Below are 25,149 nucleotides of genomic sequence, written 5' to 3'. Positions count from 1 at the left end.
CGCTAGCGGGGAATAAAGTTTGTTAATTTAAGTTTAATTTCAGGTTAAGTTATAAGCTCTGGCAATGTTTTCCGCCAAATTGCTGACATTAACCGATGCATTATCAAAGGCTTCCTGCAGCGACATCGCTTTTGGTGTGGCTGCAAATGCTGCATCAATCCCACAATCGTAAACGGCTTGATGACCCTCTCCAAGACAACCTGCGATGGCAATAACAGGTAAATTATACTGTTTGGCGCACTGAGCGACGCCCATAGGCGTTTTCCCATGTACGGTTTGAGCGTCAATACGACCTTCACCTGTCAATACTAAGTTAGCATCCTGTAAATGCGCATTCAGCTTAACGGTCTCCAACACAAGCTTAATACCCGTTTGCATTGTTGCATTAGTAAAAGCCATAAATGCAACGCCCATACCGCCAGCCGCTCCCATTCCTGATCTGTTTTGTAAATCGACATTGAAATGTGTTTTTATCTTCTGGCTGTAATGTAAAAGTCCAGCATCTAATAAATCAACATCTTCACGTGATGCGCCTTTTTGTGGACCAAAAATAGCACTCGCACCATTTGCACCACAAAGCGGATTATCAACATCACAGGCGAGTGATATTTGACATTCAGCAAGGCGTTTATCTAACTGGCTGATATCAATTGCTTGTATATGTTGCAGGCCCGCACCATTTAATGAAACAGATTGCCCCTCACAGTCGCTAAAGCGTGCGCCTAAAGCGGCCAGCATACCGATGCCACCATCATTGGTTGCACTGCCTCCTAAGCCAATAATTAATTTTTTTACACCGCTATCAAGCGCTGCTTTTATTAATTCACCTGTGCCGTAGCTGCTGGTTATTTTAGGATCTCGTTGTGCAGCGGGTACATGATCTAATCCACTGGCAGCCGCCATTTCAATCACGGCTGTTTGCTTATCTCCTAACAGGCCATAAAAGGCTTCAACAGGTATCCCTAATGGTCCGGTAACTGTAAGCTCAACAATTTTTCCGTTAGTGGCATCGACAAGAGATTGCACCGTTCCTTCACCACCATCTGCAACAGGTACCGACACATATTGAGCATCAGGAAAGACACGTTTAAATCCTACTTCAATAGCGCTACATACCTGTTTTGCCGTTAAGCTCTCTTTGAATGAGTCTGGTGCGATAATAATTTTCATTTAATCTCCGGCTACAGCAAAAATAAACTTAAAATATAAACAAGGGTAATGCCTGTGATCCCTTGTATAAGGGTCGACATAGTTTGTGCTCGATAAGCAAGGCCCACTGACATACGGCTAAACTGAGAAACTACCCAGAAGAAGCTATCATTGGCGTGTGAAACGGTCATCGCACCGGCACCAATAGCCATTACGGTTAATACGCGACCCATTTCTGAATCTAGTCCCAACTGTGCAAGCATTGGCGCAACTAAAGCAGATGTGGTTACTAATGCGACTGTTGATGATCCCTGCGCTGATTTTAACGCGGCTGCGACAATGAAGGGCATGAAAATACCAATACCTAAGCCTGACAATGTTGCCCCAAGGTAGTCGCCAAGTGGTGTTGCTTTTAAGACGGCACCAAATGCACCACCCGCGCCCGTTATGAGTAAAATAGGGGCAGCTACTGTAATACCATGGCTAATACGCTCACCAAACTCTTTGATTTTATCATCGGATTTTAATAGACGTAATGAAAGGAGTAGACCAATAAGCAATGCGGTAATAGGCTGACCTAAGAAAACCAGAATATCAAATAGCGTGCCATCACCTAGTGGGTGGCTCGGGAATTTTGCAATCGAAGAAAAACAGATCAATAAAATAGGCACAAAAATTGGTGCGAATGCTTGGCTTGCTGTTGGCAGTGTGCCGTATGATGCTTTCAACTCTTTCCAAGATTGGTCGACCTTGTGTTCATCTTGCTCTGAAAGAACATCAGGTTGCACATTTTTAAAACGGTTTGCCCATAATGTACCTGCAAGTGCCGCACCGGCCGCGACAAAGGCACCAACTAAAATAACCAGTCCTAAATTAGACTCTAAACCTAAATTACCCGCTGCCGCTATTGGTCCTGGTGTTGGAGGAATAAAGGTATGTGTTGCATATAATCCTGCTGCTAGTGCGACACTCATTGCCACTCCTGAAGTTTTCATACGTGTTGCGAGTGATTCACGTAACGAGTTGAGAATAACAAAACCAGAATCACAGAAAACGGGAATAGAAACGATGTAACCGATAATGGTCATGGTAAGCGTTGGGAAGCGTTCGCCTAATACTTTAATGACCCAATCGGCCATGGTAATTGCAGCGCCACTTTTTTCTAGAATAATACCGATGATCGTACCCAGTACAATCACTAAACCGATATAACCTAGAATGCCACCAAAACCACTGGCAATGATTTTTGTAATATCGGAGGAGGGAAGGCCGTAGGCAAAGGCTGCAATAAATGCAGAGAGTAGCAAGGCCAAAAATGGGTGTAGTTTGAATTTTGTCGTCGCGACAACAATAAATGCAATCACGGCAATTAAAATAAGTATTAGGCTCATAATATTTCCATATATTTTCTAATACACAATGTATTAGCTCTGGTGAACATTATCCCTGCTTCGTTTTGTAATAGCGTTAGACAGGCGAACAAATATTCACCATTTTGGATGTTAGCTTTTTGTGCGTTTGCACAGCAGTGTTAAAGATTGTTTTTTCTAGCCTGTTTTTTTAAGCTGATAGCCGATATAAAGCTCTAATAATCCCGCTAAGTTTTCAGGGTCTAATTTGGTTATCTCTTTTATTTTTTTAATACGATAACGCAAGGTATTACGGTGTATAAATAGGGATTCAGCACATTCAGTTAATGAATGCTGGTAAAGAAACAGCGCTTTTAATGTTTTCACTAGCTGACCATTTTTATCTTCACATTGTAGTCGTTTAAAGGCTTTACACAGTTGCTCTGCTTGCCAAGAGTTCTGTAGTGGAGATAATAATACAGGTAAGCGTAATTCATCGTATAAGTGCTTGTTATTATTGCTATTTAATCCTGCTTGTAGGGTTAGTTGAGCACTTTGAAATGAGAGGGGGATTGCTTGCTCTCCAATGAAATAATGACCCAGTGCGATATCAATATCAATGATATCGTATTGTTTTAAACGTATTAATAGTTGGTCAATGCGCTTACTCTCTTCATGGCTGTTCCACTCTCCTTGGTAAAAGGTTGCAGGTTTTAGCACGAGGATTTCATTCATCGATAACACCGCCACTAAATTATCACGGTAGGGGCGTTCGAGTAACTCAACCACTCGTCGAATATCACGTAAACTCATCGGTTGTTCACTTGCCCTAAAGCGAATAATAACGGCTACACGTGGTGCAGTGGTATCGATATCTAAACGTTTTCCCCAATCAAGCAATTCACTTTGTTGGATCTCACCACTTATCCAGCTACTGATGAACTCTTCACGGTGACGTCTATCCCACTGTAAACGCTCTGTTAAAGTTGCTTGTTCAACAATCATTTCAGCCGTCATTTTTACTAATTTAGCGTAATTACGAATTTCATCGGGATCGCCTGTAATGCCAATAACGCCAATAATTTTGTCTGATATTTTTAATATCAAGTTAATACCGGGCTTAACCCCTTTTAATGACTGACTGTTACTTTGCGTGACTTCAACAGTCTCGCCACGTTGTAGTGCAAGTAGGGCGCCATCATGGGTTTTAGACAGTCGGCTTTTATCACCGCTGCCAATAATTACGCCAGATTGGTTCATCACATTGATATTATTGCCAATGATCTCCATGGTGCGATCTGCAATTTGCTGTGCTAGTTGGCTATCTAATAAAAACATCTATTACCTAATTTTGAATAAAAAAAATCCGATAACAGTAACCTATTATCGGATTTCATCTTTTGCAAGTGATATGGCGTCGTTTACTTCCTACCTATTGAACTTGTAGGCACCATCACTTATTTAAGCGACTTGCATTGGTACATCTTTACTTGTACGAACGATGTTATTGTCTGCATCTAAGTAAACCAAACTTGGCTTATGTGCTGCAATTTCTGCTTCATCCATGCTTGCGTAAGCACAAATAATAATGCGGTCACCGACTGCAGCCATACGTGCAGCTGCACCATTAACAGAGATAATTTTCGAGCCACGTTCACCAGAAATAGCGTAAGTAGAGAAGCGTCCACCTGTTTCAATATTGTAAATTTCGATCTTTTCGTATTCTAGAATACCAGATTGATCAAGAAAGTCTTGGTCAATAGCGCATGAGCCTTCGTAATTTAATTCAGCATGTGTCACGCGTGCTTGGTGAAGTTTGCCAGTCAACAATGTTTTTTGCATACAAAACCTTTCTTTTTCATTTTAAATAATTGCTGACTTTTTCAGCAAGATGGCGACTATAAAGTAAAATCTTTAATGGTGCAAATGCTCGTTTAAAGTTACCACTTTATTATCAATTAAGCGGGTTGTTCCTAAAAAAGCAGCCATTAATATAACTGCTTGTTTTGTTGTTTCTGTCACCGGCTTTAAGGTTGCGCTATCGACAATATGAATATCGTCAACCGCGAAACCAGAGGCGTTTAAAGTGCGAGATGCGTCATGAATTAACAGTGAATGTTGCGTTGTTGCTTTTTGAACATCTTTTGCAAGTTGATTCATCACTTTGGCCAATAAAGGTGCGAGTTGCTTTTCCGGTTCACTAAGTTTGTTATTACGGGAGCTCATTGCCAAGCCAGACTCCTCTCGTACGGTTGCGACAGGTATGATTTCGATAGGCAAAGCCATATCGGCGACCATCTGTTTAACAATCGCAAGTTGTTGGAAATCTTTTTCGCCAAAGCATGCGTAATCGGGTTGTACTAAATTAAAGAGTTTATTAACGATGGTGCTCATGCCACGAAAATGACCTGGACGAAGTTCGCCCTCTAAACAGTTCGACAGTTCTGGTACTTCGATGTAGGTTTGTGCGGCTAATCCATTTGGGTAGATTACCTCGCTACTGGGGGTAAACACGATATCTACACCTACAGCTTCAAGTGCCTGACAATCAGCAGTTAATGTTTTAGGGTAATTTTTGAGATCATCTGCATTATTAAATTGCATAGGGTTTACAAAAATACTGACCACTGAAACGGGAGCTATCTGTTGTCCTCGCTTAACGAGCTCGATATGCCCAGAATGCAGGTTACCCATGGTTGGAATAAAACTAATCGCTTTACCCTGTTGTTTGAACTGTTTAATTGCTTCACGTAATGCGCAAGGGGAGTCAATCACTAACATCTATCTTTGCCTAATTTATCTATATTAAATGCATCTATATCGGCTGCTATTAAAAAATTAATAAAAACTATGTTCATCGGCTGGGAATATTCCGCCTTCAACTTGCTCTTTATAAAGTGCAACTGCACGACGAATATCGCCAGTTTCAACTAAGAAGTTTTTCGAAAACTTAGGGCAAAAGCCCGCTGAGATGCCAAAAGCATCATGCATTACTAAAATTTGTCCGTCGGTTTGTGCTCCTGCGCCTATTCCAATAACTGGGATAGCAAGTGCTTTACTGACTCGTTCTGCTAATGTCACAGGTACACACTCAAGCACTAATAACTGAATACCCGATTTTTCAAGTAACAGCGCGTCAGCAAGTAATTTTTCTGCTTGTTCATCTTCACGCCCTTGTACTTTATATCCACCAAAAACGTTAACAGATTGAGGCGTTAAACCAAGGTGACCACATACTGGAATGCCACGCTCAACTAAGCCTTGCACAGATTCACTTAACCACTCTCCCCCTTCTAGCTTGACCATATTTGCACCTGCGCGCATCAAGGTGGCTGCATTTTCGAAGGTTTGCTCTGCTGTGCTGTAACTCATGAAAGGAAGATCAGCGATAATAAGTGAGTTTTTAGCTGTACTTGCGACTGAAGCAGTGTGGTATTTGATATCTTCAACGGTCACTGGCAAAGTAGATTCATGCCCTTGTAACACCATACCTAACGAGTCTCCGACTAGTAATACTTGAATCCCTGCTTGATCAAAAATAGCAGCGAAACTTGCATCATAAGCTGTTATACAGGTGATCTTTTCATTTTCGGTTTTCATTTTAGCTAAACGAGAAACGCTAATTCGAGCCATGTTAACTCCATCATTTGGAAATTTAAATTTTATTAAGAGTGATCATTATCACTTATCGTGGTCAGACCATTTTTATCACATAATGTGACTAATTGCGATAATTGTATGCCATTTGGTAGGGTTAAATTTGGCGCGATTTCAAACAGTGGATAGAGCACAAATTCACGCTCTTGCATGCCATAGTGAGGAATTATAAGGCGGTCATTTTCTATCTGCTGATCGGAAAATAAAATGATATCCAGATCTAAGGTGCGAGGACCCCAGCGGTTATCTTTACGGACGCGTCCTTGGTTTTGCTCAATTGCTTGTAATGCATCAAGTAGCTCTATAGCGGTTAATTGCGTATCAATTTCAGCAACAGCATTAATGTAATCAGGTTGATCCTGTGGCCCCATCGGCGCACTACAATACAGTGAGCTACAGTTTGTTAGTCGTGTATCGGGAATGTGCTTTAATGCGTCAATCGCTTGCTGTGCTTGCTTGATCGGATCTTGTTGATTGCTACCGATTCCAATATAACTAATCATCGCTATTGTTTGCTCTTATTATTGCGTTGTCAGGTGAAGTGTTATCCAGTAGTTACCATTTATAGTAACTACTGGTTTGCTTGCTGTTACTCAGCGCTTTTGGGGGCAGGTTTTTTAGTGCGACGCTTTTTATATGGTTTTTTTGCACCACTTTTTTCTGCATTGGGCTTTTGCTCTGTCGAGCGGTTGTTTCGTTTGCGTGTATGATCGTGCTTAGGTAGCTCGTTATGTAATTGGTACTCTTGCCACCATGCAGTAAGCTCTGCAAGCTCTTGACTTTGCTCTACTTTCGCACGAAGTTCCAAGAAATCGAAAGCCGCACGGAATTTAATATGATGATAAACACGTTGTGCGCGTTTGCCACCGTAGCGAGGTAGTCGAAGTTGCAGATTCCAAATATCACGAATCGTAGCAGTAAAACGTTTTGGAATGGCAATAGTTTTAACTTGAATTGATAGTACTTCATTCATCGCTAATAAAAATGCATCATGATACTCCATACCACTTTCAAAGCTTATAGCATGAGCGCGTTGTTCAAGTGGATACCAGAGCATAATCGCATAGATATAAGCTGGCGTGACACGTTTACCTTGTTGAATACGTTGGTCACTATCTTTTAACGCTTGTTCAATCATGCTGTTTGCTTTGTCATCTTCACCCTCTTTAAATAGGATAGGAAACAGCATCTGAATGAGTTTATATTCTTTTAGCAAGCGATAGGTATCAAGGCCTTGCCCAGAGAGCAGTAGTTTTATAACTTCATCGAAGTGGCGGGCTGCTGGAATGTCTTGCAATAAAGGTGCTAAACGTCGAATTGGCTCTGCACATTCATCACTAATTTCGAGATCGAGTTTCCCTGCAAAACGAATCGCACGTAGCATTCGCACCGGATCTTCACGGTAGCGTACTTCAGGATCACCAATTAGTTTTAGCTTACGATCGGCAAGATCTTGCATTCCTCCACAAAAATCATAAAGAGAAAAGTCTGCTATATCGTAATAGAGGGCGTTAACAGTAAAGTCACGGCGCTCGGCATCTTCTTCAAGAGAGCCGTAAACATTATCACGCAATAACATACCACCTTGAGATTGCTTTACTTTTTGTTTGTCTTGACCATTATCATCATCATGATGACCACGGAATGTTGCCACTTCAATAATCTCTCGGCCAAACAAAATATGTGCTAAACGAAAACGTCGCCCGATTAAACGGCAATTACGAAACAGTGCTTTCACCTCTTCAGGAGTGGCATCAGTTGTAATATCAAAGTCTTTAGGTTTTAACCCTAATAGTAGATCTCGTACACCACCACCTACTAACAGCGCGCGAAAGCCAGCATTATGCAAGCGGTATAGTACCTTTAAAGCATTATCATCAATATCGTTACGCGAAATAGAGTGCTCACTGCGCGGGATTTTATAAGCGTCATAATTGGCTACGGGGGCATTTTTAGTTTTGTTGCTATGTTGCTCTTTTGCGCCTTTGTTAAACACTTTTTTAACGAATTTTTTTAATCGTTTGATGATCTTATCCTCGATAGGGTGACTAAAGTTGAGGCGTCTATTTTATGTGCACGCCCCTGTAAACACAAATTAATTTTATGGTGACAGTAGTTGGATCTCAGTCTGTTTGGGGACCTTTGTTAAGCACCAGTTTTTAACTGCCCAATTTAGAATACTTTCACAACTCCCTTTATTAACCAAAGCAGGCACCTCGTGTCCTAAAAATGCCAGTGCTTTAAGCAGTGTTGGTATTGGGTTTTGTTTATCAATTGCCAGTGCATGGTTCTGTTTTGAAAGTTTAAGGCCCGGCTCAGTAACCACGAGTGGTAAGTGAATATAACTGGGCGTTTTTTGGCCTAACAGTTGGTATAAACATATCTGCTTTCCTGTGGTCGGTAACAGATCTGCACCACGCACGATTTCAGTAACTCCCTGATTGATATCATCAATTACCACCGCTAAATTATAGGCATATAAACCGTCTTTGCGTTTGATGATAAAGTCTTCATCAGCTTGTTGCTTATTTAAGGTAACTTCACCCTGTAGTAGGTCGTAAAAGTGGGTGATGGGCTGAGCCAGTTTCGCGACATTAATACGCAGTGCATTATCTTCGGCAGATAGTGCTCGCTCACGGCAATAACCGAGGTATAAACCGCCTTGTTGTTTGATTATTTTACGCGTGCAATCACAATTATAACTTAGCTGTTGTTGCTTGAATGCCTTAAGTGCTTGTTCATAATGAGTACTTTGTTGGCTTTGATAGATAACGCGGTCATCGTGGTGTAAACCATAGGCGGATAAGGTTGCTAGGATATCTTCACTTGCCCCATCGACTTCACGCGGTGGGTCAATATCTTCAATTCGGACTAACCATTTCCCTTGTTTTGATTTTGCTTGCAGATAACTACCAAGGGCCGCCACTAAGGAGCCGAAGTGTAGTGAACCTGAAGGGGAGGGGGCAAAACGCCCGATGTAACCAGATTGAGACAAATATTACTCCATAAACAAAAACGGTTAGCACTTGGCTAACCGTTTGCTATTAACACTGTCTGAATTAACCGATAATTTGCTTCTCTTTAATTTCAGCAAGTGTTTTACAATCGATACATAGGTCTGCCGTCGGACGCGCTTCTAAACGGCGAATACCGATCTCAATGCCACAAGAGTCACAGAAACCAAAGTCATCTTCTTCGATTTTTTTCAATGTCTTAGAGATTTTTTTAATTAAACGACGTTCACGATCTCGTGCACGTAGCTCTAAACTAAATTCTTCTTCCTGCGTCGCGCGATCAACTGGATCTGGGAAATTAGAGGCTTCATCTTTCATGTGTCCAACAGTGCGATCGACTTCTTCACGAAGTTGATTACGCCAAGCGCCAAGAATAGTCGTGAAGTGGTCCAGTTGGCCTTGGCTCATGTACTCTTCATTTTTTGATTCTTGGTATGGTTCAACACCAGCAATGGCTAGAATGCCTAATGTTTTTTTTGTTTGCGATGCGGGCATAGTATTTTCCTCTAATCAAAGTCTCGTAAAGAGTGAACTTTAATTCAGTTATTAATTAACGAGAAGCGACCGTTATTTGATGTTAAAATTGCCTCTGCTTATTTTCGGCGGCTATCTATAGCAAGTATTAAGTGTCGAGTCAAATAAACAAGTTTGATTTACGACGCCAAATCTTGATTTTTTTACTTAACTGGTGGTGATTTGACCACTTTATCTATTTTATCCCTGCAGGGAGTGGTTATCTATTTTGTCTTTTTTACCGATTGAATCTGTCCTTAACGAGCTAAAATCAACATTATTGAGTGCAACGCAAGTCATTTTACAGGCGCCACCTGGTGCGGGTAAATCGACCTTCTTACCTTTCAAAATGGTTCAAGAGGGCTGGTTTGAAGGTAAAATTATTATGCTTGAACCGCGCAGGTTAGCCGCTAAAAATATCGCTTATTATCTTGCCTCATTGCTGAATGAGCAGGTTGGTGAAACAATCGGTTACCGAATGCGTGGAGAAAGCCGAGTGGGTAAGCAATCCAAGTTAGAGATTGTTACTGAAGGAGTGCTGACACGGCTATTGCAAAATGATCCTGAATTAACGGGGGTTGATCTACTGATCTTTGATGAGTTTCATGAACGTAATCTACAAGGCGATTTAGGTTTAGCATTAGCATTGGATGCGCAGGCAGGCTTATGTGAATCATTGAAAATACTGATCATGTCTGCAACATTAGATAACAGTCAATTAAAGGAAAAGCTCCCTGAGGCACTGTTTATTAGCTCATTAGGGCGAAGTTATCCGATCGACTATCACTACCAAAATGAAAATAAACGGATTAAACAACAGATAGTAGCGGATGTGGTGAAATTGACTGAACGTGCTTTTAATGAGCAGACCGGTAATATTCTGCTGTTTGTCGCAGGTATTAAAGAGATAAAACAGTGTTGCGAACAATTAGCACCTCGCCTTCCTAAAGAAGTTATTATTGCTCCCTTATATGGCGCATTAACTTTAGCTGAGCAACAACTTGCGATTGCAGAGAGTGCAACTGGGCAACGTAAAATTGTAGTCGCAACCAATATTGCCGAAACCAGTTTAACTATTGAAGGTATCAGTGTCGTGGTTGACTCTGGGTATGAGCGTAGTATGTGCTATCAAGCACAGTCAGGCATTGGCAAATTACAAACGCAGCGTATTAGTGAAGCCAGTGCGACACAACGTGCAGGGCGAGCTGGACGATTAAGTGCAGGGCACTGTTACCGGTTATGGACCGCGGAAACTCGATTAATAGCGCAAAGTGAGCCAGAAATCAAACGTAGCGAACTCACTTCGTTAATGTTGGAATTACTTAACTGGGGAGTCATTAGTCCAGCATCACTTAACTTTATCACTCAGCCACCCCAAACTAATATTGATGCCGCTTTAGCGCTTCTTAAGACTTTTAAGGCCGTAGATGATAAAGGGCGCATTACCTCACATGGGCAAGCAATTAGCGCCTTAGGTGTTAATCCGCGTCTAGGGCACCTTTTATTAACCGCACAAACATTACCTTTTGAAGGAATTGTTGAAACGGCTTGCTTACTGGTTGCATTGCTTGAGGGCAATGAAAAAAGTGGCGATGATATTGAAGCAAGCCTGCTCAAGCCGAGTTATTTAATTAAACAGCAACAAAAGCAACTATTAAAGCGATTAAATAGCCCTCTAAATCAACATCATATTAACAGTGAACATTGTGGTTTATTGCTCGCGATCGCTTTTCCTGATCGTATCGGATTAGCACGAGATGACAGTGGTAGTTACCAATTGAGTTGTGGTATCGGCGCTTCTTTATATTTTGAGTCGGCTTTGCTTGGCCAAAAAATGTTAGTGGTTGCAGATTTAGCCTTTTCAGAGCGCACGGTTAACAGTGTTATCTATAAAGCAGCAAGGGTTTCTCTACAGGCGCTGAAAGAATATTTGCCCGGTTACTTTTCCGAACAAGAGCACATTTACTGGTCGTTCACTGGCAAACCTAAGTTAATTGCTGAAAAACGACAAATGCTGGCTAAATTGACTATCAGCAAACAGCCATTGACAGAGATTGCAAATAGCAAAAAAAGTGATGCGTTAATGGCTGGCATAAAACAAGCTGGCTTATCGGTGCTGAATTGGTCCGATGAAAATGCGCAATTATTACAGCGCTTAAGTTATGCTTATCAACAATACCAAATCGCTCAATATGAACTTGATTTTCCTGACTTCTCAACCGCTACGTTATTAGATCAGCTTGATACGTGGTTAACTCCTTTTTTAAGTAGTATCCATAAACCTGAACAGCTAAAACGTTTAGATCTTAAAGCTGCATTGTTAGCGCGTTTAAGTTGGCCAGTGTTAAAGCAGTTTGAAGCGCATTTTCCTACCCATTGCACAGTGCCAACGGGGTCAAAAATAAAAATAAATTATCGTAATAATGAAAGTCCGGTTTTGTCGGTACGTTTGCAGGAGTTGTTTGGGCAACAAGAGACCCCTTACATTTTTGATGGACGAATTAAGTTACAATTAGCGTTATTATCTCCAGCACGAAGACCTTTACAATTAACGCAGGATTTAACCACCTTTTGGCAAGGTGCGTATAATGAAGTCAAAAAAGAGATGCGTGGACGTTATCCAAAACATTATTGGCCTGATGATCCATTACAAGCGCAAGCAACTAAACGCACTAAAAAGTACATGTAAGTAGAAAATAAATGCCACAAATAAAAAAAACAGTGACCAAGAAAAATACGATAAAAAAAACGCCGGCTAAAAAGAGCGCTAAAAAGCGTAAAAATGCAAAAAACACAACCAAAGCATCTATTGGACAACGTTTATTAAGTTTCATATGGGGATTTTTTTGGAAAAGTACGTTGGCCTTTGTAGCTTTTATGGTGATCGCCGGTATCTATTTTGATAAAAAAATTGAACGAAAACTTGATGGTAGCACTTGGACATTACCGGCTCAGATTTATGCTCGTCCACTCACTATTGAGCCACTGCAATTACTTTCTCCCAACGCACTGATCAGCGAATTAAAAATGCTTAATTACCGCCCGGTTCGGGTTGTTAATAGTGCAGGGCAGTTTTCAGTTAAGGGTGAACGTGTCACTATTTACCGTCGTACTTTTGATTTTCCTGATGGCTTTATAGGTAAAGATAAGTTGGCGATTACTTTCACAAAAGGTATCGTTAAATCGATCAAAAATAGCCAAGGTCAATTGCTTGAACGGGTAAAGTTAGAGCCATTATTGTTATCTCGTTTACACTCAGATCAAATTGAAGATCGCGTTTTTGTTCCCTTTGAAAGGATCCCAGATCTTTTTATAGATACTTTATTATTGATGGAAGATAGAAATTATTATCACCATCAGGGGATTTCACCATTGGCTATTGTGCGCGCTTTTATCGTCAACTTTAAGGCGGGTTATACGGTTCAAGGCGGGAGTACGCTCACGCAACAATTGGCTAAAAACCTGTTTTTAACACAAGAGCGTAGTTTGTGGCGTAAATTTCAAGAGGCTTATATCGCTGTATTAATGGATTATAAATACAGTAAAGATAAGTTACTTGAAGCTTATTTGAATGAAGTCTACCTTGCTCAGAATGGAAAATCAGGCGTTTATGGTATTGGGCTAGCCAGTGACTTTTACTTCGCACGGCCTATTAATGAATTACGCATTGAACAAATTGCTCTGTTGGTTGCGATTATAAAAGGGCCTTCTTATTATAATCCGCGTCGTAACCCTGAGCGCGCATTAGCAAGGCGTGATTTAGTATTACGTATGATGGTGGAAAAGGGGCTGATTAACAGTAATGATTATAAATATGCAGTATCTGATCCCTTAAGCTTAAGTGATCGCACGGCACTTAATCATCGGGCTAACCCTGCTTTTATTAGTTTTTTACATCGCGAACTTAAAAGGCAAGTACCTGCTGCGGTTCGTAAACAAAGTGGTTTACATATCTTTACCTCTATTGACCCTGTCGCACAACAAGGTGCTGAGTTTGCGGTGCAAAAAGGGCTTGCTTTAGTTGATAAAAAACAACCCGCCTCGCTTCAGGGGGCAATGGTTATTAGCGATAGAGAAGCTGCTGAGTTACGTGCCATTGTTTCTGGACGTGATGTTAAATTTAGTGGTTTTAATCGCGCTTTAGATGCCAATCGTCCCATAGGGTCACTGGTTAAACCTGCCGTGTATTTAACTGCTTTAGAACAAGGCTATCAATTACAGGATAAGCTTGATGATAAGCAAATAGTATTAAAAAACAGCACAGGCCAACGTTGGCAACCAAATAATTATGATCGCAAATTTCGTGGCTCTGTGAGTGTTGAAGAAGCATTGTATAAATCCTTAAATGTCCCGACAGTGAATCTAGGTATGAAGGTAGGTTTAGGCAATGTGATTGATACATTGCACAAACTTGGCATTCAAGAAAAAATTAAAGCGTATCCCTCTTTAGTACTAGGCAGTGTTTCTCTGTCACCCTTTGAAGTGGCGCAGATGTATCAGCCGATCACCACGCAAGGACGTTACCAGCCTTTACAAATGATCCGCTCTATTGTTGCAAAAGAGGGCGAGTTACTTTATCAACGCGATCAAAGCAGTGAGCAACGTTTTAGCACAGTAGCAGTAAACCAGTTAACCAATACTCTCTCTAAAGTCACCAGCGAAGGCACTGCACGCAGTTTGCGTTGGCGTAATCCTGGTCAGTCTTTTGCAGGAAAAACGGGCACAACTAACAACCTTAAAGATAGTTGGTTTGTTGGTTTTGACAGTGAAGAGGTGGTGACCACGTGGGTAGGTCGAGATGACAATAAAAGTGCCGAGCTCACCGGGAGTAGTGGCGCTTTAGTGCTCTTTTCACAATATATGAAACAAAAAAATAATTGATGGCGCATACGCGCACAAAGGAAAATGATGACAGAAGCACTGATGCCCGTTGAGCAATTAATCGCACAGTTTAATGAGAATAGAGGTTGGGATAAACAGTACCGCCTGATCATCCAATTGGGTAAAAAGTTACCTGAATTAGACGCAAAGAAAAAAATAGAGGCTAACCAAGTAAAAGGATGCGAAAGTCTTGCATGGCTAGTCATTGAGCAACCCGAGCAGTGCTTACACCTGCAAATGGACAGTGATACACGTGTTGTTAAAGGGTTGATGATGATTTTATTGGTTATTTTTCAAGGTAAGACAGTACAACAGGTCAATAAAATCGATATTGACGCAATTTTTAAACAATTAGGCATACTTCACCACTTAAGCCCATCACGTGCGAATGGATTATTAGCGATTGTTGATAAAATTAAAATGGCTGGGAGTGCTAATGAGTAAGACTAAAAAAGGTTTACATCCACGCAACCTGCATCAGGGAAGTTATGATTTCGAGTTGTTATGCCGTGCTTCTTCGCCATTAGGTGCTTTTGTATTTACGAATCAATATGGAACTCGCACAATAGATTTTAGTGATCCAGAAGCGGTTGTTGCACTCAATCAAGCACTACTAAAACAATATTATGGGGTCGATTTTTGGCAGTTACCCGAAGGTTACCTTTGCCCCCCTATCCCTGGACGAGCAGACTATATTCATGCGCTTGCGGATTTGCTCAGTACGGGTGGCAATATTCCAACTGGTAAGCAGATCAAAGTATTGGATATTGGGGTGGGGGCGAACTGCATTTATCCGATTATCGGCAGTCAAAGTTATGGCTGGTCTTTTGTTGGTTGTGATATCGATGCAATATCGTTGAAAACAGCAGGGCTGATTGCCAGTGCTAATAAAAACCTGACGCCATTTATTAAATTACGCTTACAAAAAGATAAACAATCGATCTTTAAACACATAATTACTAAACAGGATAAATTTGCACTTACCATCTGTAACCCTCCCTTCCATTCATCGTTAGAAAAAGCGCAGGCAGGGACTGCGCGTAAAGTAAAAAACCTTAATAAAAGTAAGACCGAGCAAGCGGTGACGCTAAATTTTGCAGGTCAAGAGAATGAGCTATGTTGTGTGGGAGGCGAAATTGCCTTTTTAAAGCAGATGGTTATTGAGAGTTGCGAGTTTGCTAATCAGGTTAACTGGTTTTCTAGTTTGGTATCCAAATCTGAAAATGTTGCACCGATTAAGAAACATCTCGAGGGGCTTGGTGCAAAGCAGATTAAGGTGGTTAAAATGGCACAAGGACAAAAAATAAGTCGTTTTATCGCATGGTCTTTTAATGATTTTTCAATAACTTAAAGGTAAAATGAATCTCAATGTTAGCTGATTCGGCAACGAGGGGTAAATCAATAGTCTAGACTTAACTTACCTTATTACTATGGAATAGGTGTTGAGTATGTCTGTGCAAAAGAAAACCATCTGGCTCGAGTTGATTTTGGTTATTTTGGTAAATGCAGTGCTTATTTATGTATTTATTGAGATGGATCTATTTGAGCGCGTTTATCATTTTTCTCGTGATTATGAATCATTACAACTTGATGAGTTGATTCCTTTAAGTATTTCACTTTTATTGAGCTGTATTTACCTGCTTGGGCGACTTTGGCGTAATAGCGTTATATATGCACGTGAAACGGAAGCACAGGCCTCAAAAGATTCGCTTACTAAATTACTTAACCGTCGTACTTTAGAGCGCGCTTTAGCCTGCGAATGGGATCGCTATCAACGTTACCATGAAAATTTTTGTGTGGTGCTTTTTGATATTGATGACTTTAGTGATATTAATGATGCGCTCGGTCATGTTGAAGGAGATCGTGTATTAATAGATGTCGCTAAAATAGTGGCCAACAATACACGCAAAACGGATTCAGTTGGACGTTGGGGAGAAGAAGAGTTTTTGATACTTTGCCCGGTCTGTACAACAGAACAAGCGACTGCAATTGCAGAAAAGCTCCGCGCAGCGATATACCGGACTCTAAAGGATGGCGTTGAATTAAGCGCTAGTTTTGCGGTAGCGCAATCTCACCCTGATGGCACATTAGAAGAGTTGATGAAGCGAACTGATTTAGCGCTACATAAGGCTAAAAAGCGTGGTAAAAATTGCGTAGTAACGGGATAACTCAAGGAGTGTTCATTAATACTGCTTGAGTTATCTTATCAATCAACTTTCCTGTTCGATCTTATTTTCTGTTTGTGGCACATAGAAACGTGCAAACAGTAAACCTATCTCAAAAAGAAGTAACATCGGCACCGCTAATAAAGTTTGTGATATTACATCAGGCGGTGTTAATAACATTCCAAAAACAAAGGCAGCCACAACGATATAAGGGCGCTTCTCTTTTAGTTTTTTGGGCGTCGTCGCGCCTGTCCAACAAAGAACAAGCGTGGCTATCGGAATCTCAAAAGCCAGTCCAAAAGCAAAAAACAACTTCAGAACAAAGTCTAAATAACTACTGATATCAGTGGCAATGGTTACACCTTCCGGAGCGGTGCTGGTGAAAAAAGAAAATGCCAGGGGGAAGACTACAAAATATGCAAAAGCCATCCCGAGATAAAAAAGCAATGCGCTACTAATAACTAAGGGAGCAATTAAACGTTTTTCTTGTTTATATAAACCTGGTGCGATAAACGCCCATACTTGATACAAAATTGCAGGTATAGCGATGAAAATAGACAGGACGATAGTTAATTTTATTGGGGTAAAGAATGGTGTCGCTACCCCGGTTGCAATCATACTTGAGCCTTCTGGTAATTGGCTTGTGAGTGGAATAGCGAGGTATTGGTAAATATCATTAGCAAAATATACCAAAGAAAGAAACAACACCATTACGATTGCAACGATACGTAATAATCGGTCTCGCAACTCTAATAGATGACTGATCAGAGGTAAACTATGTTGTGCATTTTTATTTTGCGCTTGAGGATCGTTTCCACTCATCTATTTTTTATCCTGTTGCTCGGATGCTTGTTGTTTGTTGCTACCTGTTTCATCTGCTGTTGGTTTACTTTCTTTTTTGTAGGGATTTACTAACTCCTGCGCGTTTTTTTTCATCTCATCAATCGATGCTTGCATATCATCATCCAGTATTTCAACACCTTCTTTACTGGCTTTAATCATATTGTCATTCATCTCATTCAGCTCGTGTAGTTTTAGCTCTTGAGATATTTCTGATTTGACCGAGTTTGCCATGTTTTTTGCAGTATTTATCCACTGCATAACACTTCGAATAGCTGTAGGCAAACGCTCTGGTCCGAGTACGATTAACCCAACTACGGAGATCAAAGCGATCTCCCAGAAACCGATATCAAACATTATGCTTGGTCTTTTTGTTTGCTTTTTTCGTCGCTGTTTTCTTTGTTAAAAGAGGCATCATTTTGATCTTCAATTTTTGCCTCTTTAGCCTGTGCTGTTTTATCTTCTTCGCTCATTGCTTTCTTAAAGCCTTTTACAGCACCACCTAAATCCCCGCCTATACCACGTAATTTTTTAGTGCCAAAAAGTAAAACTACAATTACAGCAATAATAACTAACTGCCAAATACTGATACCACCCATGATGCCTTTCCTTTTATTAAGTAAATATTGGTTTGTCTCTAAAACCTTTATAACAAACTTTAATCGCTATTTGTATTACACCATGCCAAGAACCATGTAAAAGTAGCTGGTAAAGCTGTAATTAATGCTAAATGTTTATCGCTTTGTAGATAAGCAAGTGCTGATACTAGTGTTAAGGTAGCCGCAATGCCAATATAAAAGTAACTTTTGCTGTTTCTTGTTTGCTGTTTGTTAATTGACGCAATTAATTGTTTTTGCTGCTTTTGCAATGACTTTCCATTTGCCAAGTTATGATAAATTAGCTCTGGTAGATCTGGCAGTTTTTCAAGCCAAAAAGGTGCTTTTTGTTGCAACTTTTTCATTAATGTCTGCGGGCTAACTTGCTCTTTCATCCAGTTTTCCAAGAAAGGTTTAGCGGTATCCCATAAATCTAACTGAGGGTATAGTTGACGACCTAACCCTTCAATATAGAGTAAGGTTTTTTGCAGCAAGACTAGTTGCGGTTGTACTTTCATGTTGTAACGGCGTGCGGTACTAAAAAGATTGAGCAATACGGTCGCGAAGGATATTTCTGATAATGGCTTCTCAAAAATAGGCTCGCAGACAGCGCGAATAGCAAATTCAAATTCTTCAACGGGAGTGTCTTCTGGTACCCATCCTGAGTCGATATGAAGTTGTGCAACTTGTCTATAATCTCGGTTAAAGAAAGCGATAAAATTTTCAGCTAAATAGCGTTTATCTTCATTATTGAGTGTCCCGACTATGCCACAGTCTATGCCTATCCAAAGTGGATCTTCTGGATGCTCGTAGGAGACAAATACATTACCTGGGTGCATATCTGCATGGAAGAAGCTATCACGGAACACTTGAGTGAAGAACGCTTCGACTCCTCGTTCTGCCAGTAACTTCAGATTGGTACCCTGTGCTTCTAATGACTTGATATCAGAAACCGGGATGCCGTAAATTCGCTCCATGACTAATACATTTTTAGTGCAGTAATCGGAATAGATTTCAGGAACATAAAGTAACTTAGAGTCTAAAAAATTACGTCTTAATTGGATAGCGTTGCTACCTTCTCGCATTAAGTCGAGTTCATCGAGAATAGTTTTTTCATATTCATGCACCACTTCAACTGGGCGTAAGCGCTCAGCTTCTTTTAAGAAACGTTGCATCAATGATGCTAACCATTTCATTAACTGAATATCAGCATGAATGGTTTTAGCGATTTCAGGACGAATGACTTTGATTACAACTTCTCGATTGTCTTCACGCAGTGTTGCGCTATGAACCTGCGCGATTGAAGCGGATGCCAGTGCATTCACATCAAAGTTTTCAAACAGCTCATCAATTGATTTACCCAGTGAAGACTCAATCTGTTTGATTGCTACCTCCCCACAAAATGGCGCTACGTTATCCTGCAGGAACGCTAATTGATCTGCGTAAATAGGTGGTAGTAAATCACGACGTGTAGATAACATCTGCCCAAGTTTGATGTATATGGGCCCCAGAGATTGCAGGCTTAAACGGAGACGCTCAGGAAGCGGAAGTTTTTTATGTTTTGTACGTATCCAAAACAGCATAATACGCATTAGTGAATAGGAGAGAGGGCGGTGTTCACGGGGTAATAGTTCAATCAATCCGTACTCGATTACGGTCTTATTGATATTATATAAACGCGACAGTTCTTTAAGTTTTATCATCGAAATTCCTGTTTGAACGAGTCTGCTAAGCGCGTAAATTAGCTTTTAATGAAAGGTACAAGAGCATTTAGTTAAAATAGTTAGCTAGCTGTTTATCTAATCGAGCAACCTGTTTTTCAATGTCGCTCACTTGGTCACAAAAGTAGGCGACCTCTAAGGGGCCTGGCGCTAGTTTTAGTTCTTCTGTAATGATTTCGGAGAGTTGTTGGTGTGCTTTCTTACTCTGTTTACAGACTAATTTTTTACATTGCTTAGCGTGGTAAACAAGTTTATGAGCTAATAGATCACCTATTTTACTTGATAGGTGTTCTTCCCAGTCTATCTCCATTTCGGTCAGCAACTGTGCAAACTGTTGCACAATTTTAATGTCACCATCTACCTCTAATTGCCCACTTTTAATCAGGTTGGTTAGCTGGTGGTTATCCTGAAGCTCAATTAATGCCAATGCGTTAACGCGAATAAAACAATCAGCTTGCCCTTCGAACCGACTAAGTAGGTCTATTTGCTGATTGCTGATAACGAAATAAAGTGGCTTCTCTATCTCTTTTAGCGAGACGCCAATAATGTTGCCGTTAAGGGCTTTGCGTTTCTGTGGTGCACTGCTGTCTAACTGGTGTAATTTGTTGACACCTGTTTCTAATAAACCACATACAAGATTATCTAATGGCATAATTGTCCTATTGACTGTATTCGCTTCGTGTAACTAACAAGGCATGGCAACAAGCGGATTAATATTTATAGCCACGATGTAACGCAACAATACCAGCACTTAAATTAAAGAACTCAGAGCCTTCAAAGCCGACGTTGTTCATCATACCTTTAAGCGTTTCTTGGTCTGGATGCATGCGGATGCTTTCAGCAAGGTATTGATAACTTTCACTATCATTGGCGATAAGTTTGCCCAGTTTTGGCAAAATATTAAACGAATAAAAGTCGTAAAACTTACTCACTGGTTTGTAGAGTGGCTTTGAAAACTCTAATACCAGTAATCGCCCACCCGGTTTTAATACGCGATAGATAGAAGCCAGCGCTTTATCTTTATCGGTTACATTTCGTAACCCAAAAGCAATAGTGACCAAATCAAAGTGATTGTCTGGGAAGGGTAACTCTTCGGCATTCGCTTGTACGTATTCTACGTTACCCTCGATGCCAAGATCGCGCAACTTGCTACGTCCCACTTTGAGCATCGAGTCGTTAATATCCGCTAATACAACATGGCCCTTTGGGCCAACAATACGCGAGAACTTAGCGGTTAAGTCGCCCGTGCCACCGGCAAGGTCTAATACCTTTTGCCCTTGGCGAACGCCGGAGCAATCAATGGTAAAACGCTTCCACACACGGTGGATGCCCATGGATAAAACATCATTCATCACATCATATTTTGCTGCCACTGAATGGAAAACATCAGCAACTAATTCCGCTTTTTTATCTTCTTCAACTGTCTTAAAGCCAAAATGGGTCGTATTCTCTTGTATCTCGCTCATGGAAATCTCTTTTTAAAAATAGTACCTAAAATGAGTACTAAAAATAGGCGCTTGCAGTAAGCGAGCATAATAACAATTTTTTAGCAGAAGGTCGAAAGCTTGATCAATGTTACTTTTTGTTACAGCAGATCAATAATCATCGGGTTAATATTGATAGATTAAACCTGATTTTTTTGTAATGATTAATTAATCATTTATGAACCCTTAACTTTGGAAATTTGTTATGTTGAAAAATGTTAATCCTACACAAACCAATGCTTGGTCTGAACTAAACACTTTATTTACACGCCATTCCGATATGCAGATTTCATCACTGTTTTCTCAAAATGAAAATCGTTTCGAACAGTTCTCTCGTCAGTTTAACGGTGAGCTTTTAGTCGACTTCTCTAAAAACTTAATTACAGAAGAGATTTTTAATAGCCTACTTAAATTGGCTAAAGAGGTCGACTTAAGCAGTGCAATCAAGGCTCAATTCTCCGGTGATACTATTAACATTACTGAAAACCGCTCTGTATTACATAGTGCACTGCGTAATCGAAGCAATTCACCAGTGATGGTGGACGGTATCGATGTGATGCCTCAAATCAATGAAGTGTTGGCGCAAATGAAAGCCTTTTGCACCAAAGTCCACTCTGGTGAGTGGAAAGGTTATACCGGTAAACGTATTACTGACATCGTCAATATCGGTATTGGTGGTTCAGATTTAGGGCCATACATGGTCACTGAAGCGCTAGGGGCTTATAAGGTTGACGGTATCGAAACACACTTTGTGTCGAATGTTGATGGAACGCATATCGTAGAAACATTAGCGAAAGTCGATCCTGAAAGTACTTTATTTTTAATCGCATCAAAAACCTTTACTACGCAAGAGACCATGACTAATGCACACAGTGCGCGTGATTGGTTCTTAAATTTTGCTCAAGATGAAGCACATGTTGCAAAACACTTTGCGGCACTTTCAACTAATGCGGAGTCTGTTGCTGAATTTGGTATTGATGTAGAAAATATGTTTGGCTTTTGGGATTGGGTTGGCGGTCGTTACTCAATTTGGTCTGCAATTGGTTTATCTATTGCTTTGACGGTTGGCTACGATAACTTCGAAGAGTTGTTAACCGGTGCTCATGAAATGGATAAACATTTCGCTGAAACAGAGTTTGAAGATAATATTCCGGTTATTTTGGCACTTATCGGCATCTGGTATAACAACTTCTATGGCGCTGAATCGGAAGCTATTTTACCTTATGATCAATATATGCACCGTTTCCCTGCCTATTTCCAACAAGGTAACATGGAATCAAACGGTAAAAATGTTGATCGTAATGGTGATGTAGTTGATTACCAAACCGGGCCAATTATTTGGGGAGAGCCGGGGACTAATGGTCAGCACGCATTTTATCAATTAATTCACCAAGGGACTAAACTTATCCCGTGTGATTTTATTGCGCCAGCAATCAGTCATAACCCCGCTGGCGATCATCATCCTAAGTTGCTTTCTAATTTCTTTGCACAAACACAAGCTTTGGCTTTTGGTAAAACTAAAGCACAGGTTGAAGCTGAGTTTACCGCAGCTGGCAAAACGTTAGCAGAAGTTGAGCATTTAGTACCGTTCAAAGTGTTTGAAGGTAACAAGCCAAGTAACTCTATTTTAGTCAATAAAATCACGCCTAAAACTTTAGGGCAGTTGATTGCAATGTATGAGCAAAAAATATTTACACAAGGCGTTATTTGGAATATTTACAGCTTCGACCAGTGGGGCGTTGAGTTGGGTAAGCAATTAGCAGGACAAATTCTACCTGCGTTAAGTAATAGCGATAAAGTCGATGCTCATGATAGTTCGACAAATGGCCTGATTAACACTTGGAAAGCTTGGAAATAAATAGGCTCTCATTGTAAAAAACCGCTTTTATAAGCGGTTTTTTTGTTGAGTGAGTTTATCAAATTGTTCAATTACCTGCGCAACACTAATATCTGCCATTATTTTTTCTCCTTTGACGCGTGTGCTCCAAGGGAGCTCCTCTAAAGGTTTGTTATATTGTTTCTGCACATGTTGCTCATAAACACTGACAACGTTGTCGAGGCTCAGGTAGGGCCCTGTCCGTTTAGGGTTACTGTGCCCATATAAGCCAATGACTGGCGTGCTTTGTGTTGTCGCAATATGTGCGGGGCCAGAGTCTGGCGCGAGCAACAGAGCTGACTTTTTGATAATGGCAGTTAATTGCTTTAACGACGTTTTACCTATTAAGTTGCTTGGTCTTGTTTGCATTAAGCGCTCTATTTGCTCACCTAACGTTCTCTCTCTTGGCGCTGGTGAGCCACATAATATGACTTGAAAGCCTTGCGCTACAGCATAATCTGCAACGGCAGCATAACGCTCAGCTAGCCAATTTCGCTCATCCTTGCTCGCTGCCGGGCTAATCACAAATAACGGTTTATTATCGACTATGATGTTTTGTGCGAACTCAATATCTGCTTCGGATAAGGGGATCTGCCAAGTCGCAGCTGTTTTATCAATGCCTAAAAAAGAGGCAAACTCAAAAAAGCTATCTAAAACATGGCTAGAAGCGATATCAGGTATTTTTTTGTTGGTAAATAACCATTGTGCTTCTTTAGCGCGTTTAAAGTTAAAGCCAATTTTATATTGGGCTTTAATGCCTAAGGTAAGTGCACTTGCTCGAAGAGCGAGTTGCATATGCAATAGTGCATCAAATTGTTGGTGTTTTAGTTGCTTCCAGATTGCTTGCATCCCTTTTAGTCCACTTTTTTTATCAAAAACAACGACATTGATATTAGGGAGATCATGTAATAGTTGTGCCTCAATTTTACCCATTATCCAAGTGATCTTGGTTGATGGCCATTGTTTTTGGATCGCTTGTACCATCGCAACTGCATGGCAAACATCACCAATCGCAGATAGTCTCAATAAGCAGATAGATTTTGGTGCAGTTGTAAATAGAGGCATGTTAATATCTTATTTTTATGGTCAATGGAACAGAGTCATGCTGGAAACACGCAAGCAGAATAATAACTATATCGTTTTTGATGATAGCTTAATTAATGACAATATAGAATGCTGCTTTGATGTTCAATTCTGGCAAAAAAGTAATAAGGTCATTGGCTCGGCAACTGGTAGAGGCACGACATGGTTCATTCAATTAGCTGAGATTCAAGGAGCGTTGCGCCATTACCGACGTGGTGGATTATTAGGCAAAATAATCTCCGATCATTACTTTTTTACGTGTTGGCAAAAAACCCGCTCAATTGCAGAGTTTCACCTGTTGCGAGAACTACGTGATGCCAATGTTAATGTCCCTAAACCGATTGCAGCGCGTGTAAAGAAAAAATGGGGGACCTATCAAGCCGATTTGTTGTCAGAGAAAGTTCCAGATGCTCAGGATTTAGTTGCTATTTTACAGCAGCGATCTTTAACCGCAGATGAATATAGTGCCATAGCAAAACAGATTAAAAAAATGCATCAAGCACAAGTCAATCATACGGATTTGAATATTCATAATATTTTGCTCGATAAGCAAGGTAAGGTATGGCTGATTGATTTTGATAAGTGCTATCAGCAATCTGGTGAAAAATGGAAAGAGAAAAACTTACAGCGCTTATTAAGATCTTTTAATAAAGAGCTTAATAAGCGTCAAATAAAATGGCAAATGCGTGATTGGGATTTGTTGATTCAATCATATTAATCCGAGCAAGTGCTTTCATTGAGGTTAACTTGTTTATCCATAAATTTTATTTTAAATAGCTTATCTTGCAGTAAGAATAGTATGATAAGAATTTAACGAATTC

At 40.4% G+C, this 25,149-nt stretch carries 24 protein-coding genes; 7 read left to right on the top strand and 17 right to left on the bottom strand.

The window, feature by feature from the left end; genetic code table 11:
• Nucleotides 1-39: 39 nt before the first annotated feature.
• The 10 genes from CW745_RS11725 to dksA form a co-directional block, all read right to left on the bottom strand.
• Nucleotides 40-1,170: a glycerate kinase gene (locus tag CW745_RS11725; RefSeq protein ID WP_101108873.1), complete on the bottom strand. Its 1,131-nt coding sequence runs from the start codon at nucleotides 1,168-1,170 to the stop codon at nucleotides 40-42.
• An 11-nt stretch (nucleotides 1,171-1,181) separates the two neighbouring features.
• Entirely contained in the window at nucleotides 1,182-2,540 is a 1,359-nt protein-coding gene (locus tag CW745_RS11720) for a GntP family permease (protein WP_101108872.1), read from the bottom strand.
• A gap of 156 nt (nucleotides 2,541-2,696) precedes the next feature.
• Nucleotides 2,697-3,836, bottom strand: coding sequence for a sugar diacid recognition domain-containing protein (locus CW745_RS11715; protein WP_101108871.1), 1,140 nt, complete (start codon nucleotides 3,834-3,836; stop codon nucleotides 2,697-2,699).
• A gap of 123 nt (nucleotides 3,837-3,959) precedes the next feature.
• On the bottom strand, nucleotides 3,960-4,340 hold the full coding sequence (gene panD / locus CW745_RS11710; RefSeq protein ID WP_101108870.1) for an aspartate 1-decarboxylase: 381 nt from the start codon (nucleotides 4,338-4,340) through the stop codon (nucleotides 3,960-3,962).
• A gap of 72 nt (nucleotides 4,341-4,412) precedes the next feature.
• A complete protein-coding gene (panC, locus tag CW745_RS11705; protein ID WP_101108869.1) occupies nucleotides 4,413-5,279 on the bottom strand; it encodes a pantoate--beta-alanine ligase in 867 nt (288 codons plus the stop codon).
• Between the two features lie 57 nt (nucleotides 5,280-5,336).
• Nucleotides 5,337-6,131 (bottom strand): 3-methyl-2-oxobutanoate hydroxymethyltransferase, encoded by a 795-nt coding sequence (gene panB / locus CW745_RS11700; protein WP_101108868.1) that lies wholly within the window; start codon nucleotides 6,129-6,131, stop codon nucleotides 5,337-5,339.
• Between the two features lie 32 nt (nucleotides 6,132-6,163).
• On the bottom strand, nucleotides 6,164-6,658 hold the full coding sequence (gene folK / locus CW745_RS11695) for a 2-amino-4-hydroxy-6-hydroxymethyldihydropteridine diphosphokinase (RefSeq protein WP_101108867.1): 495 nt from the start codon (nucleotides 6,656-6,658) through the stop codon (nucleotides 6,164-6,166).
• Between the two features lie 86 nt (nucleotides 6,659-6,744).
• Complete coding sequence (gene pcnB, locus CW745_RS11690) at nucleotides 6,745-8,073, bottom strand: polynucleotide adenylyltransferase PcnB (RefSeq protein ID WP_238596795.1); 1,329 nt, start codon at nucleotides 8,071-8,073, stop codon at nucleotides 6,745-6,747.
• 183 nt (nucleotides 8,074-8,256) lie between these two features.
• Nucleotides 8,257-9,150, bottom strand: coding sequence for a tRNA glutamyl-Q(34) synthetase GluQRS (gluQRS, locus tag CW745_RS11685; protein ID WP_101108865.1), 894 nt, complete (start codon nucleotides 9,148-9,150; stop codon nucleotides 8,257-8,259).
• A gap of 64 nt (nucleotides 9,151-9,214) precedes the next feature.
• Nucleotides 9,215-9,664: an RNA polymerase-binding protein DksA gene (gene dksA / locus CW745_RS11680; protein ID WP_101108864.1), complete on the bottom strand. Its 450-nt coding sequence runs from the start codon at nucleotides 9,662-9,664 to the stop codon at nucleotides 9,215-9,217.
• Between the two features lie 247 nt (nucleotides 9,665-9,911).
• On the opposite strand from dksA, the gene hrpB reads away from it, so the two are divergent.
• The 5 genes from hrpB (at nucleotide 9,912) to CW745_RS11655 (ending at nucleotide 16,731) form a co-directional block, all read left to right on the top strand.
• Nucleotides 9,912-12,371 (top strand): ATP-dependent helicase HrpB, encoded by a 2,460-nt coding sequence (hrpB, locus tag CW745_RS11675; RefSeq protein WP_101108863.1) that lies wholly within the window; start codon nucleotides 9,912-9,914, stop codon nucleotides 12,369-12,371.
• An 11-nt stretch (nucleotides 12,372-12,382) separates the two neighbouring features.
• On the top strand, nucleotides 12,383-14,563 hold the full coding sequence (gene mrcB / locus CW745_RS11670; RefSeq protein ID WP_101108862.1) for a penicillin-binding protein 1B: 2,181 nt from the start codon (nucleotides 12,383-12,385) through the stop codon (nucleotides 14,561-14,563).
• A 27-nt stretch (nucleotides 14,564-14,590) separates the two neighbouring features.
• The gene (locus tag CW745_RS11665) at nucleotides 14,591-15,007 is read left to right on the top strand and encodes a SufE family protein (protein ID WP_101108861.1); all 417 of its coding nucleotides are present in this window, start codon (nucleotides 14,591-14,593) and stop codon (nucleotides 15,005-15,007) included.
• A complete protein-coding gene (rlmF, locus tag CW745_RS11660; RefSeq protein WP_101108860.1) occupies nucleotides 15,000-15,914 on the top strand; it encodes a 23S rRNA (adenine(1618)-N(6))-methyltransferase RlmF in 915 nt (304 codons plus the stop codon). Before CW745_RS11665 ends, rlmF begins: the two co-directional genes overlap by 8 nt.
• A gap of 97 nt (nucleotides 15,915-16,011) precedes the next feature.
• Nucleotides 16,012-16,731, top strand: a complete 720-nt coding sequence (locus tag CW745_RS11655; protein WP_101108859.1) for a GGDEF domain-containing protein — start codon at nucleotides 16,012-16,014, stop codon at nucleotides 16,729-16,731.
• A 42-nt stretch (nucleotides 16,732-16,773) separates the two neighbouring features.
• Here CW745_RS11655 and tatC read toward each other — a convergent pair whose 3' ends face one another.
• The 6 genes from tatC to ubiE all read right to left on the bottom strand — a co-directional run bounded on the left by tatC (nucleotide 16,774) and on the right by ubiE (nucleotide 21,351).
• Nucleotides 16,774-17,550 carry a twin-arginine translocase subunit TatC gene (gene tatC, locus CW745_RS11650; protein ID WP_101108858.1) on the bottom strand — a complete coding sequence of 259 codons (777 nt, stop codon included), beginning with the start codon at nucleotides 17,548-17,550 and terminating at the stop codon, nucleotides 16,774-16,776.
• Entirely contained in the window at nucleotides 17,551-17,925 is a 375-nt protein-coding gene (gene tatB, locus CW745_RS11645; protein ID WP_101108857.1) for a Sec-independent protein translocase protein TatB, read from the bottom strand.
• Nucleotides 17,925-18,167: a Sec-independent protein translocase subunit TatA gene (gene tatA, locus CW745_RS11640; protein WP_101108856.1), complete on the bottom strand. Its 243-nt coding sequence runs from the start codon at nucleotides 18,165-18,167 to the stop codon at nucleotides 17,925-17,927. Before tatA ends, tatB begins: the two co-directional genes overlap by 1 nt.
• 59 nt (nucleotides 18,168-18,226) lie before the next feature.
• Nucleotides 18,227-19,867, bottom strand: coding sequence for a ubiquinone biosynthesis regulatory protein kinase UbiB (ubiB, locus tag CW745_RS11635; RefSeq protein ID WP_101108855.1), 1,641 nt, complete (start codon nucleotides 19,865-19,867; stop codon nucleotides 18,227-18,229).
• A gap of 67 nt (nucleotides 19,868-19,934) precedes the next feature.
• Entirely contained in the window at nucleotides 19,935-20,537 is a 603-nt protein-coding gene (locus tag CW745_RS11630) for an SCP2 sterol-binding domain-containing protein (protein WP_101108854.1), read from the bottom strand.
• A 58-nt stretch (nucleotides 20,538-20,595) separates the two neighbouring features.
• On the bottom strand, nucleotides 20,596-21,351 hold the full coding sequence (gene ubiE / locus CW745_RS11625) for a bifunctional demethylmenaquinone methyltransferase/2-methoxy-6-polyprenyl-1,4-benzoquinol methylase UbiE (RefSeq protein ID WP_101108853.1): 756 nt from the start codon (nucleotides 21,349-21,351) through the stop codon (nucleotides 20,596-20,598).
• Nucleotides 21,352-21,574: 223 nt separating this feature from the next.
• Here ubiE and pgi point away from each other — a divergent pair, with 223 nt between their 5' ends.
• The gene (pgi, locus tag CW745_RS11620) at nucleotides 21,575-23,227 is read left to right on the top strand and encodes a glucose-6-phosphate isomerase (protein WP_101108852.1); all 1,653 of its coding nucleotides are present in this window, start codon (nucleotides 21,575-21,577) and stop codon (nucleotides 23,225-23,227) included.
• A 27-nt stretch (nucleotides 23,228-23,254) separates the two neighbouring features.
• On the opposite strand, the gene CW745_RS11615 is transcribed toward pgi, so the two are convergent.
• Nucleotides 23,255-24,310 carry a glycosyltransferase family 9 protein gene (locus CW745_RS11615; protein ID WP_101108851.1) on the bottom strand — a complete coding sequence of 352 codons (1,056 nt, stop codon included), beginning with the start codon at nucleotides 24,308-24,310 and terminating at the stop codon, nucleotides 23,255-23,257.
• A 37-nt stretch (nucleotides 24,311-24,347) separates the two neighbouring features.
• Here CW745_RS11615 and CW745_RS11610 point away from each other — a divergent pair, with 37 nt between their 5' ends.
• Nucleotides 24,348-25,046 carry a 3-deoxy-D-manno-octulosonic acid kinase gene (locus tag CW745_RS11610; RefSeq protein ID WP_101108850.1) on the top strand — a complete coding sequence of 233 codons (699 nt, stop codon included), beginning with the start codon at nucleotides 24,348-24,350 and terminating at the stop codon, nucleotides 25,044-25,046.
• Nucleotides 25,047-25,149 lie beyond the last annotated feature (103 nt).

The organism is Psychromonas sp. psych-6C06, from assembly GCF_002835465.1.
Classification (GTDB): Bacteria; Pseudomonadota; Gammaproteobacteria; order Enterobacterales; family Psychromonadaceae; genus Psychromonas.
This window is presented reverse-complemented; position numbering and strand designations above follow the sequence as displayed.

Excerpts from the sequence above, each read along its gene's own strand:
- CW745_RS11615 (WP_101108851.1), bottom strand. The coding sequence starts at position 24,310 with ATGCCTCTATTTACAACTGCACCAAAATCTATCTGCTTATTGAGACTA.
- CW745_RS11725 (WP_101108873.1), bottom strand. The coding sequence starts at position 1,170 with ATGAAAATTATTATCGCACCAGACTCATTCAAAGAGAGCTTAACGGCA.
- CW745_RS11720 (WP_101108872.1), bottom strand. The coding sequence starts at position 2,540 with ATGAGCCTAATACTTATTTTAATTGCCGTGATTGCATTTATTGTTGTC.
- tatA (WP_101108856.1), bottom strand. The coding sequence starts at position 18,167 with ATGGGTGGTATCAGTATTTGGCAGTTAGTTATTATTGCTGTAATTGTA.
- tatC (WP_101108858.1), bottom strand. The coding sequence starts at position 17,550 with ATGAGTGGAAACGATCCTCAAGCGCAAAATAAAAATGCACAACATAGT.
- tatB (WP_101108857.1), bottom strand. The coding sequence starts at position 17,925 with ATGTTTGATATCGGTTTCTGGGAGATCGCTTTGATCTCCGTAGTTGGG.
- rlmF (WP_101108860.1), top strand. The coding sequence starts at position 15,000 with ATGAGTAAGACTAAAAAAGGTTTACATCCACGCAACCTGCATCAGGGA.
- CW745_RS11665 (WP_101108861.1), top strand. The coding sequence starts at position 14,591 with ATGACAGAAGCACTGATGCCCGTTGAGCAATTAATCGCACAGTTTAAT.
- panD (WP_101108870.1), bottom strand. The coding sequence starts at position 4,340 with ATGCAAAAAACATTGTTGACTGGCAAACTTCACCAAGCACGCGTGACA.
- pgi (WP_101108852.1), top strand. The coding sequence starts at position 21,575 with ATGTTGAAAAATGTTAATCCTACACAAACCAATGCTTGGTCTGAACTA.
- ubiE (WP_101108853.1), bottom strand. The coding sequence starts at position 21,351 with ATGAGCGAGATACAAGAGAATACGACCCATTTTGGCTTTAAGACAGTT.
- panB (WP_101108868.1), bottom strand. The coding sequence starts at position 6,131 with ATGGCTCGAATTAGCGTTTCTCGTTTAGCTAAAATGAAAACCGAAAAT.
- CW745_RS11655 (WP_101108859.1), top strand. The coding sequence starts at position 16,012 with ATGTCTGTGCAAAAGAAAACCATCTGGCTCGAGTTGATTTTGGTTATT.
- panC (WP_101108869.1), bottom strand. The coding sequence starts at position 5,279 with ATGTTAGTGATTGACTCCCCTTGCGCATTACGTGAAGCAATTAAACAG.
- folK (WP_101108867.1), bottom strand. The coding sequence starts at position 6,658 with ATGATTAGTTATATTGGAATCGGTAGCAATCAACAAGATCCGATCAAG.
- CW745_RS11610 (WP_101108850.1), top strand. The coding sequence starts at position 24,348 with ATGCTGGAAACACGCAAGCAGAATAATAACTATATCGTTTTTGATGAT.
- dksA (WP_101108864.1), bottom strand. The coding sequence starts at position 9,664 with ATGCCCGCATCGCAAACAAAAAAAACATTAGGCATTCTAGCCATTGCT.
- ubiB (WP_101108855.1), bottom strand. The coding sequence starts at position 19,867 with ATGATAAAACTTAAAGAACTGTCGCGTTTATATAATATCAATAAGACC.
- CW745_RS11715 (WP_101108871.1), bottom strand. The coding sequence starts at position 3,836 with ATGTTTTTATTAGATAGCCAACTAGCACAGCAAATTGCAGATCGCACC.
- CW745_RS11630 (WP_101108854.1), bottom strand. The coding sequence starts at position 20,537 with ATGCCATTAGATAATCTTGTATGTGGTTTATTAGAAACAGGTGTCAAC.
- mrcB (WP_101108862.1), top strand. The coding sequence starts at position 12,383 with ATGCCACAAATAAAAAAAACAGTGACCAAGAAAAATACGATAAAAAAA.